General features: G+C 61.2%; 13 protein-coding genes. 4 read left to right on the forward strand and 9 right to left on the reverse strand.

Annotated features, from left to right (window positions below; all coding sequences use genetic code 11):
• Window positions 1-381: 381 nt before the first annotated feature.
• Window positions 382-1,311: an AraC family transcriptional regulator gene (locus tag AC1D2Q_RS13200; RefSeq protein ID WP_477813447.1), complete on the forward strand. Its 930-nt coding sequence runs from the start codon at window positions 382-384 to the stop codon at window positions 1,309-1,311.
• 76 nt (window positions 1,312-1,387) lie between these two features.
• Here the strand turns inward: AC1D2Q_RS13200 and AC1D2Q_RS13205 are convergent, their stop codons facing one another.
• The 6 genes from AC1D2Q_RS13205 to AC1D2Q_RS13230 form a co-directional block, all read right to left on the reverse strand.
• Entirely contained in the window at window positions 1,388-2,443 is a 1,056-nt protein-coding gene (locus tag AC1D2Q_RS13205; protein ID WP_018926556.1) for an ABC transporter ATP-binding protein, read from the reverse strand.
• An 18-nt stretch (window positions 2,444-2,461) separates the two neighbouring features.
• Window positions 2,462-3,310: an ABC transporter permease gene (locus AC1D2Q_RS13210; RefSeq protein WP_258613202.1), complete on the reverse strand. Its 849-nt coding sequence runs from the start codon at window positions 3,308-3,310 to the stop codon at window positions 2,462-2,464.
• Window positions 3,307-4,215: an ABC transporter permease gene (locus tag AC1D2Q_RS13215; protein ID WP_477813448.1), complete on the reverse strand. Its 909-nt coding sequence runs from the start codon at window positions 4,213-4,215 to the stop codon at window positions 3,307-3,309. The genes AC1D2Q_RS13210 and AC1D2Q_RS13215 overlap by 4 nt, the downstream gene beginning before the upstream one ends.
• 120 nt (window positions 4,216-4,335) lie before the next feature.
• A complete protein-coding gene (locus tag AC1D2Q_RS13220) occupies window positions 4,336-5,439 on the reverse strand; it encodes an extracellular solute-binding protein (RefSeq protein ID WP_105345173.1) in 1,104 nt (367 codons plus the stop codon).
• Window positions 5,440-5,657: 218 nt separating this feature from the next.
• Window positions 5,658-7,106: an aldehyde dehydrogenase family protein gene (locus tag AC1D2Q_RS13225; protein WP_477813449.1), complete on the reverse strand. Its 1,449-nt coding sequence runs from the start codon at window positions 7,104-7,106 to the stop codon at window positions 5,658-5,660.
• Window positions 7,103-8,740, reverse strand: coding sequence for a 5-guanidino-2-oxopentanoate decarboxylase (locus AC1D2Q_RS13230; protein WP_477813450.1), 1,638 nt, complete (start codon window positions 8,738-8,740; stop codon window positions 7,103-7,105). Before AC1D2Q_RS13230 ends, AC1D2Q_RS13225 begins: the two co-directional genes overlap by 4 nt.
• Window positions 8,741-8,899: 159 nt before the next feature.
• On the opposite strand from AC1D2Q_RS13230, the gene AC1D2Q_RS13235 reads away from it, so the two are divergent.
• The gene (locus AC1D2Q_RS13235; RefSeq protein WP_477813451.1) at window positions 8,900-9,781 is read left to right on the forward strand and encodes a LysR substrate-binding domain-containing protein; all 882 of its coding nucleotides are present in this window, start codon (window positions 8,900-8,902) and stop codon (window positions 9,779-9,781) included.
• A 115-nt stretch (window positions 9,782-9,896) separates the two neighbouring features.
• Here AC1D2Q_RS13235 and AC1D2Q_RS13240 read toward each other — a convergent pair whose 3' ends face one another.
• A complete protein-coding gene (locus AC1D2Q_RS13240; protein WP_477813452.1) occupies window positions 9,897-10,511 on the reverse strand; it encodes an NAD(P)-dependent oxidoreductase in 615 nt (204 codons plus the stop codon).
• 149 nt (window positions 10,512-10,660) lie between these two features.
• On the reverse strand, window positions 10,661-11,548 hold the full coding sequence (locus AC1D2Q_RS13245; RefSeq protein ID WP_477813453.1) for an MBL fold metallo-hydrolase: 888 nt from the start codon (window positions 11,546-11,548) through the stop codon (window positions 10,661-10,663).
• A 114-nt stretch (window positions 11,549-11,662) separates the two neighbouring features.
• Between AC1D2Q_RS13245 and AC1D2Q_RS13250 the strand changes: the two genes are divergently transcribed.
• Window positions 11,663-12,568, forward strand: a complete 906-nt coding sequence (locus tag AC1D2Q_RS13250; RefSeq protein ID WP_477813454.1) for a LysR family transcriptional regulator — start codon at window positions 11,663-11,665, stop codon at window positions 12,566-12,568.
• A gap of 49 nt (window positions 12,569-12,617) precedes the next feature.
• Window positions 12,618-12,839 carry a hypothetical protein gene (locus tag AC1D2Q_RS13255; RefSeq protein ID WP_018926566.1) on the forward strand — a complete coding sequence of 74 codons (222 nt, stop codon included), beginning with the start codon at window positions 12,618-12,620 and terminating at the stop codon, window positions 12,837-12,839.
• 22 nt (window positions 12,840-12,861) lie between these two features.
• Here the strand turns inward: AC1D2Q_RS13255 and AC1D2Q_RS13260 are convergent, their stop codons facing one another.
• The gene (locus AC1D2Q_RS13260; RefSeq protein WP_477813455.1) at window positions 12,862-13,773 is read right to left on the reverse strand and encodes a helix-turn-helix domain-containing protein; all 912 of its coding nucleotides are present in this window, start codon (window positions 13,771-13,773) and stop codon (window positions 12,862-12,864) included.
• Between the last annotated feature and the right edge of the window lie 41 nt (window positions 13,774-13,814).

The following is a 13,814-nucleotide window of genomic DNA, read 5'->3' on the forward strand; positions in this document are numbered from 1 at the left end:
ACAGGATCCAAGATTAGGCGGCGCATCACAGTCAGTGTTAGTCGATTTCTGCCGGCTTATTGCACAATCCTGCGAGTCTTGGCTCAACACCCGTAACAACCGGTAAAACCCGTCATACCACTGTCACACGAGTTTTGTGTAGGAACTGCCGAAGGCTGCGATCTTTTGACTTCTGCCTTTAATATCCAGAGATCGCAGCCTTCGGCAGCTCCTACAGGGGGAGGCTTGCGTTAGCCGTTGCCCATTTGCGTCACGTCATGACGGGGCGACACACGAAACCCATGCAGAATCAGGCAAGCTTTTGGCAGGATGTGTCTACCGCTGTCCCTTGCACAAATTTAAGCTCGGCCCATGACCAACACTTCACGGAGGATTCCCTGCATGTCGTCGCTCGATCACTTCCAGGCTCCGCTTCCCGCCGACATGGAAAAACAGCGCGCGGAACTGGCCGACCTCATCCGTCGCAACACGCTGGACGATGGTTCCTATGCCACCGCCGTCAGTTCGCTGTTCATGTCGCGTCACAGCCAATCCCATGATTTCGCCCCGGGGCTGGCCCAACCGGCCCTGTGCATCATGGCCCAGGGGCGCAAGGAAGTTCGGTTGGCGGACGAACACTTCAATTACGACCCGCTGAATTACCTGGTGGTGTCGGTCTCGATGCCCTTGAGCGGACGGGTGGTGAACGCCTCGCCCGAAGAACCGATCCTCGCGATACGGCTGGACATCGACCCTGCGGAAATCACCGCACTGATTGCCGACGCCGGCCCCATCGGCGTGCCCACACGGCCCACGGGCCGAGGCCTGTATGTCGAGCGGATCGACGCGGCCATGCTTGACGCCGTGCTGCGTCTGGCGCGTTTGCTGGACACACCGAAAGACATCGCCATGCTGGCGCCGCTGATTCGTCGGGAGATTCTGTATCGGCTGTTGCGCAGCCAGCAGGGCCATCGGCTGTATGAGATTGCCATCGCCAACAGCCAGAGCCATCGCATCAGCCAGGCGATCAAATGGCTCAACGGCAATTATGAGCAACCGCTGCGCATCGATGATCTGGCGCGGGAAGTGAACCTGAGCGTGTCGACGCTGCATCACCGCTTCAAGGCGATGACGGCGATGAGTCCGCTGCAGTATCAGAAACAGCTGCGCCTGCAAGAAGCGCGACGGTTGATGCTGGCCGAAGGGCTGGAAGCGTCGGCGGCGGGGTATCGGGTGGGGTATGAAAGCCCTTCGCAGTTCAGCCGGGAGTACAGCCGATTGTTCGGGGCGCCACCGCTGCGGGATTTGGCGCGGTTGCGATTGACTGTGTAAGCAGATTCACACACCCCGTAGGAGCTGCCGAACGCGGCCCGAGCCTTCGGCAGCTCCTACGGGTGGATGGTGTTGTTTAGGCGCTCAGTACTCGGCACGCCTCAGCCGGCAAGGTCACCGACACCGGATTGCCAATGCTCAACCCAACGTCCTGGCACGGCGTGCTCAACGCGGTAAACGACACCCCGGAACACTCGACGGTGGTTTCGATGGTCGCGCCGATATCCCGCACAAACGTCACCTTCCCCAGCAAGCGATTCCCCGCCGTGGCCTGGGGTTGCGACAGTTGCAGGTCTTCGGGGCGAATCAGCATTTTCACCTTCTCCCCCACCACAATGCTGCTGCAGATCGGCACTTGCAGCGCATCGCCACCCGGCAGGCTGACCTTGCCGTTGCCCAACGCCGTGGCCGGGAAAATATTCCCCGAACCGATGAAGTCTGCGACGAATTCGTTGGCCGGGTGTCGATAAATCTCAATCGGCGTGCCCACCTGCTGCACCCGATGTTCACCCAGCACCACCACGATATCGGCCATGGTCATGGCTTCACGCTGATCGTGGGTGACCATGATGGTGGTGATGTTCAAGCGTTGTTGCAGCTGACGGATTTCCACCTGCATCGATTCGCGCAACTTGGCGTCCAGTGCCGACAGCGGCTCATCGAGCAGCAGGATTTTCGGCCGCGAGGCAATCGCCCGGGCAATCGCCACCCGCTGACGCTGACCGCCGGAGAGTTTTGCCACCGGGCGATCAATCATTTCCTGCAGTTGAATCAGCTCAAGCAACTCCACCACCCGCGCCTGCTGGTCAGCCTTGCTGACCCCGCGCAGCTTCAGCGGATAAGCAATATTCTCCCCCACCGTCATGTGCGGGAACAGCGCCAGCGATTGAAACACCATGCCGAAATTGCGCTGATGCGCCGGCGTATGGCCGATGTCTTCACCGTCCAGGCGAATCTCGCCGCCGGTCAGGGTTTCGAGCCCGGCGATCATTCGCAGCAAGGTGGTTTTACCGCAGCCCGACGGGCCGAGGAAACACACCAGTTTGCCCTCGGGCAAATGCAGGTTTACATCCTTTACCGCGCAGGCCGAGCCGTAATGTTTCTCGACGTTTTCCAGAATCAGACCAGTCATTTGAATCACCTCAAGAAATCAGAACGAAACGCCGCCTTCGCCAACCAACTTTTCCAGCGCCCAAATGAGCACGAAGTCGATCAGCACGATCAGCACGGCAAACGAGAAAACGGTAGGGTCGAGTGATGACACGGTGCGGCTGTACATCCAGATCGGCACGGTCATGACGTCGATGGTGTAGAGGAAATAGGTCACGGTGAATTCGTTGAACGAGACGATAAACGCCAGCAGCATGCCCGCCAGAATCCCCGACTTCATCAACGGGACCACCACATCGACAATCGCCCGAGTCGGTGAAGCGCCGAGCATTTGCGCGGCCTCTTCGACTTCGCTGCCGATGGAAAGCATCGCTGCCGTGCAGTTCTTCACCACGAACGGCAGCGCCAGGATCACATGGGCAATCACCAGCCGCGACGTGGTGATCTGGAATGGCAGGCTGTCGAACACCAGCAGCAAGGCCAGGCCCAACACCACCATCGGAAACACCAGCGGCAGCGACATCAATTGCAGCGCCACGGCCTTGCCACGGAACTCGCAACGGGTCAGCGCGTAAGCCGCCGGCACTGCAATGATCGTGGCGAAGATCATGGTCAGGCAGGCCACCATCAGGCTGGTGCTCATGGCTTTGCCCAGGCTCAGCACATCGCTGGCGTCCGGCGAGACGAAGGTGTGCCAGGCGGCCTTGTACCATTGCAGGCTGTAGCTGCTGGGCGGAAAATCGAGGTTCGACGCGCCGCTGAACGACATGACGATCATGGTCAGAATCGGCAACACCGCCAGCAGCAGAATGAAGCCCGAGAGGATGCCGGCGAACTTGCCGGTATCGCCCGGCAACAGCGACTGACGCTTCTTGATCAAGGTGCTCATTGGGACGCCTCCAGCATGCGCCGACGACGGCCAGTGATGTATTCGGACAAGGTCATGATTGCCAGGGTGGTGACGATCAGCACCACACCGGCAGCGGACGCGGCGGGCCAGTTCATCAGCGGGGCGATCTGGTCATGGACCATCACTGCCAGCATCGGCACGCGCCGACCGCCGAGCAGCAAAGGCACCACGAAGCTGCTGGCGTTGTAGGCGAACACCAGCGTTGCGCCGGTGATGATCCCCGGAAAACTCATCGGCAACACCACTTGGCGAAACACCTGCAAGCGACTGGCGCCCAGGGTGGCAGCGGCTTCTTCGTAAGAGCGGGCGACGCCGCGCATGGCGCTGGCAATCGGCAGCACGGCCAGCGGGAACGCGGTTTGCACCAGGCCCATCAATACGCCGTTCTGGTTGTACAGCAGCATGATCGGGCGCTTGATCAGGCCCAGGCCCATCAGCGCCTGGTTGAGCATCCCGCCCGGGCCGAGAATCACCAGCCAGCCGTAGCTTTGCAGCAGCAGGTTGACCAGCAATGGCAGCAGCACCGCCGCAAGGAAAATTCGCCGCACGAACGGTGAGGTCAGTCGCGACATGGTGTAGGCCACCGGGATCGCCAGCAGCACTGCGATCACCGCGCTGATCAGCGCCAGGCGCAGAGTCAGCAGCAAGGATTTGAGGTAGTACGGTTCCAGCAATTGCGCGTAACTGGCCAGGCTGAAGCCGGACCACTCCGCGCCTTTGGTGCCCACGCTCATGCGCAGCACCAGGAGGCTGGCGGCAATCAGCACGCCGAGAAACAGCATCGACGGCGAGAGGAAAAACCACGCACGCACTGTCGGTGAGACACCCCGATTAGCGCGCGTGGGTGCGACGCTTACCGGATGGGTCAGAGGTTGGTGTTCCATAGCAAGGGTCTCGTCAATGGAAGATCAGGAATATCTCGCGTCCGGCCCCCTGTAGGGCGATCCGGTCAACCTTCATACCTGTGCCGCGAAGAGGTTCGAAGAACCTCCCCGCCATTCGGATCAGGAAGAAAAGATTTCCGTGTAACGACGAATCCATTGGTCATGCACGGTGGCCAGGAAGGCGTTGTCGTGCATGATCGCCTTCTCGGCAATCTGCTCCGGCGTGAGGATGTACGGGCTCTTGCGCGCTTCGGCGGAGATGATCGCCTTGGCGTTGACCGGGCCGTTGTAGATGTCTTCGGCCATCTTGCCCTGCACCAGCGGGTCCAGAGAGTGGTTGATGAAGGCATAGGCCAGGTCGGTATCACCCGGACGATTCTTCGGCATCACCGAGAGCATCAGGTCGGTGTAGAAGCCTTCCTTCATCCCGAAGGTGGCGCCCAGACCGTAGGCCGGGTCGCGGATCTGTTTCGGGAAAAACGCCGGCGCGTACAAGCCGCCCATGTCCAGGGAGCCGGTGCGGAACAGCTCGGCGATCTGGTTCGGGTTTTCACCCAGGGTCACCACGCGGCTCTTGAGCTCGGCGAGTTTCTTGAAGCCTGGCTCGATGTTGTGTTCGTCACCACCGGCCAGTTTGGCGGCGATGATGATCAGGTCCATGGCCTCGGTCCAGTTCGGCGGCGGCAGGAAAATGTTCGGCGCCAGGTCGGCGTCCCACATCGCGGCGTAGCTGTCCGGGGCTTCTTTCTGGGTACGGGTGCTATAGACCAGGCTGTTGCACCACAGCAGGTAACCGATACCGTGGCCATTGGCGCCGGTGCGGTATTTCTCCGGCACGTCCACCAGGTTGGGGATGCGGTTGAGGTCGGGTTTTTCCAGCAGGTTGGCGGCGGCCAGGCCTTCGGCGCCGACGCCAGCCAGGGTGATGATGTCGTACTGCGGGCGATCACCGCCGGCCTTGAGCTTGGCGACCATTTCCGAGGTGCTGCCGGTGCGGTCAGCGATGACCTTGCAGCCGTACTTGTCTTCGAAGGTCGCCGCGATGTTGCGCAGTGCTGCAAGGCCGGTGTCATCGGACCAGGTCAGCAGGCGCAGGGTCTTGCCCTGAAAGCGCGTATCGCTGGCATTGGCCCGGATGAACGGCATGCTCATGGCTGCCGCGGCTACCGACGCCACACCCACGGTTTTGATGAATTGACGTCTGTTCAGATCATGCTTGCCCATGAAGGACTCCCTTTGTTTTTTTAAGTATGAGGTTGGTCGCAACCGTTGCATCCGCGCGGCCAGATCGGCTTGAAGTCCCCGGTTTCAAAGGACTTGAGCTTGACCTGCGGGTTCATCCTGAGGTCGTGCAAAACACCTGACTATCGATAAAAACTCATTGAAGCCATGACGCTGGCGCATGCCTCATCAAGAGGCATGCGCTCACTGTTTTCGTGCTGTCAGACGGCCCGAATCACATGCTTGATTTCCTGGAACGCCTGCAAACCCCACGGCCCTAATTCGCGGCCGATGCTGCTCTGTTTGTAGCCACCCCAAGCGGTCTGCGGGAAGATCACTTGCGGCGCGTTGATCCACACAAGCCCCGCCTGCAAAGCGTTGGCGACCCGATCGGCGGCCTCGCTGTCGCGCGTGACCACACTGGCGACCAGACCGAACGGGCTGTCGTTGGCCAGCGCAATCGCTTCAGCCTCGGAGGTGAAACTGCGCACGCAGATCACCGGGCCGAAAATCTCTTCGCACCACAACGCACTGTCGAGGGGCGCGTCGATGAAAATGGTCGGCTGCAAAAAATAGCCGCGCGACAGGTCCGCCGGACGATTGCCGCCGCAGATCAGCTTCGCGCCAGCGCTCAAACCACGATCGATGTGGCCCAGCACCCGTTGGTATTGCGCCTGATTGACCAGCGCGCCCATTTCCACGTTCGGGTCGAACGGGTCGGCCACGCGAATGGCTTCGGCACGGGCCTTCAATCGCGCGACAAACTCATCCGCCAACTCATCGGCGACCAGCACGCGACTGGTCGCGGAACACATCTGCCCGGCGTTGAAGAAGCCGCCGCCACAGGCCACTTCCACAGCCAGTTCGATATCGGCATCGGCGAGCACCAGCAGCGAGGATTTTCCGCCCAGTTCCAGGCTCACGCCTTTCACGGTTTCCGCCGCCCGCTGCATCACCTGCACGCCCACCGCGTTGCTGCCGGTGAAAGAAATCTTGGCGATGCGCGGGTCAGCCGACAGCGGTGCGCCGACCGCAAGGCCGGTGCCGCAGACCAGGTTGAACACACCGTCTGGCACACCGGCCTCGGCAATGATCGTCGCCAGTTCCAGCTCCGGCAGCGGCGTCACTTCAGACGGTTTGAGCACCACGCAGCAACCGGCGGCCAGGGCCGGGGCGAGTTTCCAGGCGGTGGTGACCATGGGGAAATTCCACGGCACGATCAGCCCCACCACACCGCACGGTTCGCGGCGCAAACGGGCGCTGAAATCGTCGCTCGGCAATGCCACGGCGCTGTCTTGTTTCGCGTCCAGGCCTTCAGCCAGACCGGCGTAATACTCGAAGGTGGCGATCACATCGTCGACGTCGATGGCCGCTTCGAACAGCGGTTTGCCGTTGTTGCTCGACTGCAATTTCATCAACTGTTCACGACCGGCCTGCACGCCCGCGGCGATTCTGCGCAGGATCGCCCCGCGCTCAGTGCCAGAGGTTTTCGACCATTGCTTGAAAGCATTGGCCGCAGCGGTGACGGCCTGATCGACAGCGTGTGCATCGCCGCCGTTAACGGTGGTCAGCAGGGCTTCGGTCGCCGGGTTGATCACGCGCAGATGTTCGCCTCCGGCGGACCATTTACCATTGATGTACAAGCCGTCCAAAGTAGTTGGAAAACTCATTTCGACACCGCCTTCATCCACTGGGCCTGGTCGATTTCAATCAGTGTCGGGCCCTGACGATCGGTGGCCAGGCGCAGCGCCTCACGCAACCCGTCAACACTGTTGACCGCTTCGGCCGCACAGCCCAGGGCCTTGGCCACACCGATGAAATCGGGGGTATAAATGTCCACGCCCACCGGCTCGATGGCGCGGTTGACCATGTATTTCTTGATCTCTTCGTAGCCCTGGTTATTCCACAGCAACACGATCACCGGCGTGCGGGCTTCCACCGCGCTGGCCAGTTCCGGCAGGGTGAATTGCAGACCGCCGTCGCCAATCAGGCACACCACCGGCGGCCGCGCGCCACCTTCGACGCTGCCGCCAAGCCAGGCGCCAATCGCCGCCGGCAAGGCGTAACCGAGGGTGCCGTAACCGGTGGACGAGTTGAACCAGCGGCGCGGGCGTTCCGGGTTGAATGTGAGGTTGCCGGTGTACACCGGTTGGGTCGAATCGCCGACGAATACCGCGTTCGGCAATTCGTGCAACACGGTTTCCAGGAAGCGAGTCTGGGCCAGGGTCGGGGCGTCCCAGGTCGYGGCCAGTTCATCGCGCAAACGCGCGGCACGCACCTGGCCCCAATCGTTGCGACGCTCGGCCAGCGACTTGTGGGACAGCGCACTCAGCAGGGCCTGGGCGGCATTGCGCGAGTCGGCCACCAACGCGACCTTCGGCGGGTAATTACGCACGGTCTGGTCAGGGTCGATGTCCACGCGCAGTAGCACGCCCGGGATTTCGAAGCCGCCGGCGAAGGTGATGTCGTAATCGGTTTCGGCCAGTTCGGTGCCGATGGCCAGCACCACGTCGGCCTCGGCCACCAGCGCACGGGTGGCCACCAGGCTTTGGGTCGACCCGATCAGCAGCGGATGGCTGGATTCGAGCATGCCTTTGGCATTGATGGTCAAGGCCACTGGCGCATCCAGCAGCTCGGCCAGTTCAGTCAGCTCGGCCGCCGCATCGATGGCGCCGCCACCGGCAAGAATCAACGGGCGCTTGGCACCGGTCAGCAAGTCGGTCATGCGGCTGATCGCGCTGGGCGAAGCACCGGCACGATCGATGTTCACCGGCACGCTGGCGAGCAGGTCATCGGCCTCTTCGACCAGTACGTCCAACGGGATTTCGATGTGCACCGGACGCGGACGCCCGGCCTGGAACAGCGCGAAGGCCCGCGCCAACACGCCCGGCAATTCCGCCGCCGACATCAAGGTATGGGAGAACGCCGCCACGCCGCCGACCAGCGCGCTCTGGTTCGGCAGCTCATGCAGCTTGCCGCGCCCGCCGCCCAATTGGCTGCGCGATTGCACGCTGGAGATCACCAGCATCGGGATCGAGTCGGCGTAAGCCTGGCCCATGGCGGTGGTGATGTTGGTCATGCCGGGGCCGGTGATGATGAAGCACACGCCCGGTTTGCCGCTGGTGCGGGCATAACCGTCGGCCATGAAACCGGCGCCCTGTTCGTGACGTGGAGTGACGTGGTTGATGCTCGAACGGGCCAGCCCGCGATACAGCTCCACGGTATGCACCCCGGGAATGCCGAACACCTGCTCGACCCCGTAATCTTCGAGTAACTTGACCAATACTTCGCCGCACGTCGCCATGTTTTTGCCCTTTTTGTTCGTTTGAGACGCCGGGCCTGCGCAGTGTTTATGATGGATTGGCAGGCCCAGGAATGGCCTCATTGGAACGGGCGACACGTAGCCGCAACAATGGATAAAAAGTCATACTAGCCATGTCCTCACGTCATACCTTGGATCCCCATGAAACGACTGCCTCCCCTGCCGGCGCTGCACACTTTTCTGATCACCGCGCAGTGCTGCAACTTCACCCGGGCCGCCGAACAGCTGCACATCACCCAAGGCGCGGTGAGCCGGCAGATCGCCGGGCTGGAAGATCATCTGGGTTACGAGCTGTTCATTCGCCAGGCGCGGGGCTTGAGCCTGACCGCCGAAGGGCGGGAGTGGTTGCCACGGGTGCAGCAGATTTTCGGCCTGATCGACGAGGCGGTGGAGCAGATCGGCGAGAAGCGCGAAACCTTGCAACTCAAGGCACCGACCTGCGTGATGCGCTGGCTGTTGCCGCGCCTGTTGCAGTGGCAAAAGGAACGCCCGGATGTACCGGTGGAATTGACCACCACGGTGAAACACGGCGTGGATTTTCATCGCGAGCAATTCGACGCGGCGGTGATGTATGGCCCGCCGCCGGAGAGCTCACTGGCCTCCCATCATTTGTTCGATGAGCAACTGACGCCCGTGTGTTCCCGGCCGATGCTTGAAGGGCCACAGGCCTTGCAGACACCGGCAGACCTGCAACAGCACTTGTTGCTGCATCCGACCCGGGACGAACGGGACTGGAAAGCCTGGTTGAAAGCGGCGGATATTCATCTGAGCAATGTCGGCAAGGGCCAGCATTTCGAAACCCTGGACCTGGCGATGTCGATGGCGTCCCAGGGGACAGGCGTGGCGATTGGCGATTGGTCGTTGATTGGCGATGACCTGAGCGCCGGGCGGCTGGTCATGCCCTTTGATTTGAAGGTGAAAACCGGGTTGGCGTATTACCTGGTGTTCCCCGAGAAACCTGCGCCTTCGCCGAAGTTGCGCGAATTGATGGGGTGGTTGGTGGAGCAGGCATCTGCACGATGATCGTTCCCACGCGCAGCAAAGGAATGCAGCCCGTGACGCTCCGCGTCACTGGACGCGGAGCGTCCCTTGAGGCATTCCCACGCGGAGCATGGGAACGATCAAGTGATCAGTGAAGTTAATACCCGACCGTAAACCGCTGGCGGGAATGCTTCGGTGTTTCCACTTCATCCAGCAACGCGATCGCGTAATCGGCAAAGGTAATCCAGCTGCGGCCCTGCGCACTCACCAGCAAGTCATCCTTGCCGACTCGAAACGTGCCGGTACGCTCACCTTCGACAAACTCCGCCGACGGCGACAGGAAGGTCCAGTCCAGGTCCTGTTCCTGACGCAAGGTATTGAGGAACTCGGCACCGGCGCTGGCCTCGGCCTTGTACTCCGGGGGAAAGCCTTCGCTGTCGATCACCCGGCTGCCGCCCGGCAACAACAACGAACCGGCACCGCCCACCACCAGCAGACGCTCGACCCCGGCCTGCTTCACCGGCTCGATGATGGCCCTGGCGGGGATGGTGGAGAAGTGCGCAGCGCTGATCACCGCGTCATGGCCGGCTACTGCCGCTTGCAAAGCAGCGGCATCGAGCACGTCGACGTTTTTGCTGACGACACCGGCACGCTGGCCGATTTTCGAGGTATCGCGGGCGATGGCGGTGACGCTGTGACCGCGACGCAGGGCTTCTTCCAACAGTTGGCTACCGGCACGACCGGTGGCACCGATAATTGCGATTTTGCTCATGACGTTCTCCAGTTGGTTTGGGTGTACAGGTACTTTGATCGTTCCTACGCTCTGCGTGGGGATGCCTCAACGGACGCTCCGCGTTCGGCTTTTGATGGGACGCGGAGCGTCCCGGGCTGCGTTCCCACGCCGAGCGTGGGAACAATCACTCATTCACCCCACTTCATCTCGCCTTTGGCGACTTTGGCACTCAGCTCGAGCGAGCTTTCTTCACCCAGGGTCGGGTAGCGTTTTTTCATCGCGCCGATCAGCTCAGCAGCGTCTTTCGCCTTGGCGGTTTCTTCATCGAAAGCCTTGATGTAATCAGCGGTGAACTGCACAGCCGCCAGAGAGCGAGCGCTCTCACCGAGGTAGTGACCCGGCACGATGGTCTTCGGCTTCAAGGCTTCGATCGTGTGCAACGTCGTCAGCCAATCGGCATGAGACTGCGGGGTCTGGGTGTCAGCCATCCACACATGAATGTTTTCTGCGACAACCACGCCACCGACCACGGCCTTGATCGACGGGATCCACACAAAGCTGCGATCCGGTTGCTTGCCATCCAGGCCGAGCACCTGCAGTTTCTGCCCTTCCAGCATCAGGCTGTCGCCCTTGAGCACGTGCGGCACGATGGTTTTGTTCGGCACGTCGGCGCCCATTTTCGGACCCCAGAACGCCAGTTTGCCGTCGACGGTTTTGTTGATGTGATCAACGGTCGGTTGCGAGGCCAGCACTTTGGCGTTCGGGAACGCCTGGGTGAGGGTGTCGAGGCCGAAGTAGTAATCCGGGTCACCGTGGCTGATGTAGATGGTGGTCAGTTGCTTGCCGCTGGCGCGGATTTTTTCCACCACTTGTTCGGCCTGGGATTTGCCGAATTGTGCGTCCACCAGAATCGCTTCCTTCTCGCCGCTGACCAGTACCGAGGTCACCGGGAAGATTGCGTTGGTGCCCGGGTTGTAGACATCCAGGGTCAGGGTCGACGCCGCAGCGGCGTGGGCCGCGAAGCCCAGTGCCGCGGTTGCCAGAAGAATGCGTTTGATTGAAGTGAAGCCGATCATCTGTTGCTCCGTTGTCCGAATGCCGTGCTTGGCGATGGGACAGAGCTTAGTTGCCTGGTTCGATACAAAAAATGCGATGCTTGAACATAGTTTGTTTCTGAAAGCGGGCAAATCATGGATCGTCTACAAGCAATGCGGGTGTTCGTTACGGTGGTGGATCTGGGCAGCCAATCGGCCGCCGCCGATCACCTGGACCTGTCGCGGCCGGTGGTTTCACGGTATCTGGCGGAGCTGGAAGATTGGGTCGGCGCACGCCTGATGCACCGCACCACGCGCAAATTGAGCCTGACCGCCGCCGGCAGTGAAATCCTGCCCCGGTGCCGGCAGATGCTCGATTTATCCAGCGACATGCAAGCCGCCGTCAGCGAACCGGACGACGCACCGCGCGGCCTGCTGCGGATCAGCGTCAGCACCTCGTTCGGCCAGGCGCAACTGGCGGATGCCATGGCCACCTACGTCAAACGTTACCCCGGCGTGAGCATCGATCTGCAAATGCTCGACCGCACGGTGAACCTGGTGGATGAGCGCATCGACCTGGCCATCCGCACCAGCAACGACCTGGACCCGAACCTGATCGCCCGGCGGCTGACGGTGTGCCGCTCGGTGATCTGCGCCTCCCCCGCTTACCTGCGCGAGCACCCGGCGCCGCAGCGGGTCGAAGACCTGAGCCTGCACAATTGCCTGACCCACTCCTACTTCGGCAAAAGCCTCTGGCATTTCGAGCAGGATGGCGAACCGGTCTCGGTGCCGGTGCAGGGCAACATCAGCGCCAACGAGGCCAGCACGTTGTTGCGCGCCACGATGGCCGGGGCCGGTGTGGCGATGCTGCCCAGTTACCTGGCCGGCATGCATATCCACAGCGGCGAACTGATCCGCCTGCTGCCCCAGGCCGAGCCCCGTCAGATGAACATCTATGCGGTGTATGCCTCACGCAAGCACATGCCGGTGGCGTTGCGCAGCATGCTGGATTTTCTGGTGCTCAGATTTCCCGAAGAACCGGCATGGGATGTGGGGCTTTAACCGGAGCGAATGTGGGGTGGTTTTGATGGCAACTCACCGGCGCTGACCTATGCTCAAAGCAGTACCCAAGGGTATTCGTTCAGAGGTCAACGCCATGAACATCAAAACAAGAAGATACCTCGCCATTTTCATCACCTGCGCGGCGACGCTGGCGCTGTATGGCACAGCCGCCTGGCGTGTCGAACAGTTGCGCAAAGTGCCCCATGACTTCGCGAGCTGCAACTTCGAGCGCTGCATCCCCCACAGCGCAAGCCTCAACGCCCTCCGCTGACGAACACCTAGTGCCGAGGGGGTCAGGTCTCGCTCTTCTGATCGGCAGCGTCCTGATCGGCCTTCAAGCGGTCGCGAAAAGCCTTGGGCGAGATCCCCACCCGACGTCGGAACAAGCGTGTGAAGTTGGTCGGATCGGAAAACCCCAGCACATCGGACATTTCATAAATGGTCATGCTGGTGTAGGTCAGCAAGCGCTTGGCCTCCAGCAACTGACGCTCGTGCATGATCTGCAACGCCGGTTGCCCCGCCAGCTCACGGCACGTGCCGTTGAGGTGGGACACGGAAATCCCCAGCCGATGGGCCAGGTCCTCGACCTTGACGTGCTGGCGATAGGTCTCCTCCACCAGCTGGATAAAACCGTTGAGGTATTCCCGGGCACGTTGCGGACGCTGATTGGCAGCGCGGCGCTGGATCACCTGACGGCTGACCCACACCATGATCACGCTGACCAGCGAATGCATGAGCATTTCCCGCGCCGGTTGATGGCCGGTGTATTCGCTTTGCAGCGCTGAAAACAGGCTGTTGAGGTATTCGCCGTCCTTGCCCGCCGGGTAGCTTTCGGCCTGGGCCAGGGCATTCACCGAATTGCCCAACTGCGCCTGAAGATGGGCGACCAGCGGCGCGGCCAGGGTGACGACGAACCCTTCGACGTCCTCGGAAAACCGATAACCATGCACCGATAACGGCGGCAGAATGATGATTGCCGGCTCAGCCAATTGTGAGCGTTTGCCTTCGATTTCAAGCTCTGCCTGACCTTTGAAGACGAAGAGCAACTGACACAAATCAGCGTGGCGATGGGGCTTTATTTCCCATTGATGTTCGCGGCTGCGCTTGGAAATGGTTTCACAGTGGAGCAAATCGGGGGTCGGCCAATCCAGGCTTTCACCGTAGAGTTTGAACACCGGAATCGATGGCAGGGCGGGCTTGTTCATCACTTCAATCCAGGCCTCGAGGGTAACGGGGCGATAATCGC

The sequence above is a fragment of the Pseudomonas sp. P1_A1 genome (assembly GCF_056406935.1).

What these genes read in the sequence shown, in the direction of transcription:
- AC1D2Q_RS13255 (WP_018926566.1), top strand. Translation starts at nt 12,618, where the DNA reads ATGCTCAAAGCAGTACCCAAGGGTATTCGTTCAGAGGTCAACGCCATG.
- AC1D2Q_RS13240 (WP_477813452.1), bottom strand. Translation starts at nt 10,511, where the DNA reads ATGAGCAAAATCGCAATTATCGGTGCCACCGGTCGTGCCGGTAGCCAA.
- AC1D2Q_RS13260 (WP_477813455.1), bottom strand. Translation starts at nt 13,773, where the DNA reads ATGAACAAGCCCGCCCTGCCATCGATTCCGGTGTTCAAACTCTACGGT.
- AC1D2Q_RS13235 (WP_477813451.1), top strand. Translation starts at nt 8,900, where the DNA reads ATGAAACGACTGCCTCCCCTGCCGGCGCTGCACACTTTTCTGATCACC.
- AC1D2Q_RS13215 (WP_477813448.1), bottom strand. Translation starts at nt 4,215, where the DNA reads ATGGAACACCAACCTCTGACCCATCCGGTAAGCGTCGCACCCACGCGC.
- AC1D2Q_RS13220 (WP_105345173.1), bottom strand. Translation starts at nt 5,439, where the DNA reads ATGGGCAAGCATGATCTGAACAGACGTCAATTCATCAAAACCGTGGGT.
- AC1D2Q_RS13245 (WP_477813453.1), bottom strand. Translation starts at nt 11,548, where the DNA reads ATGATCGGCTTCACTTCAATCAAACGCATTCTTCTGGCAACCGCGGCA.
- AC1D2Q_RS13205 (WP_018926556.1), bottom strand. Translation starts at nt 2,443, where the DNA reads ATGACTGGTCTGATTCTGGAAAACGTCGAGAAACATTACGGCTCGGCC.
- AC1D2Q_RS13225 (WP_477813449.1), bottom strand. Translation starts at nt 7,106, where the DNA reads ATGAGTTTTCCAACTACTTTGGACGGCTTGTACATCAATGGTAAATGG.
- AC1D2Q_RS13200 (WP_477813447.1), top strand. Translation starts at nt 382, where the DNA reads ATGTCGTCGCTCGATCACTTCCAGGCTCCGCTTCCCGCCGACATGGAA.
- AC1D2Q_RS13210 (WP_258613202.1), bottom strand. Translation starts at nt 3,310, where the DNA reads ATGAGCACCTTGATCAAGAAGCGTCAGTCGCTGTTGCCGGGCGATACC.
- AC1D2Q_RS13250 (WP_477813454.1), top strand. Translation starts at nt 11,663, where the DNA reads ATGGATCGTCTACAAGCAATGCGGGTGTTCGTTACGGTGGTGGATCTG.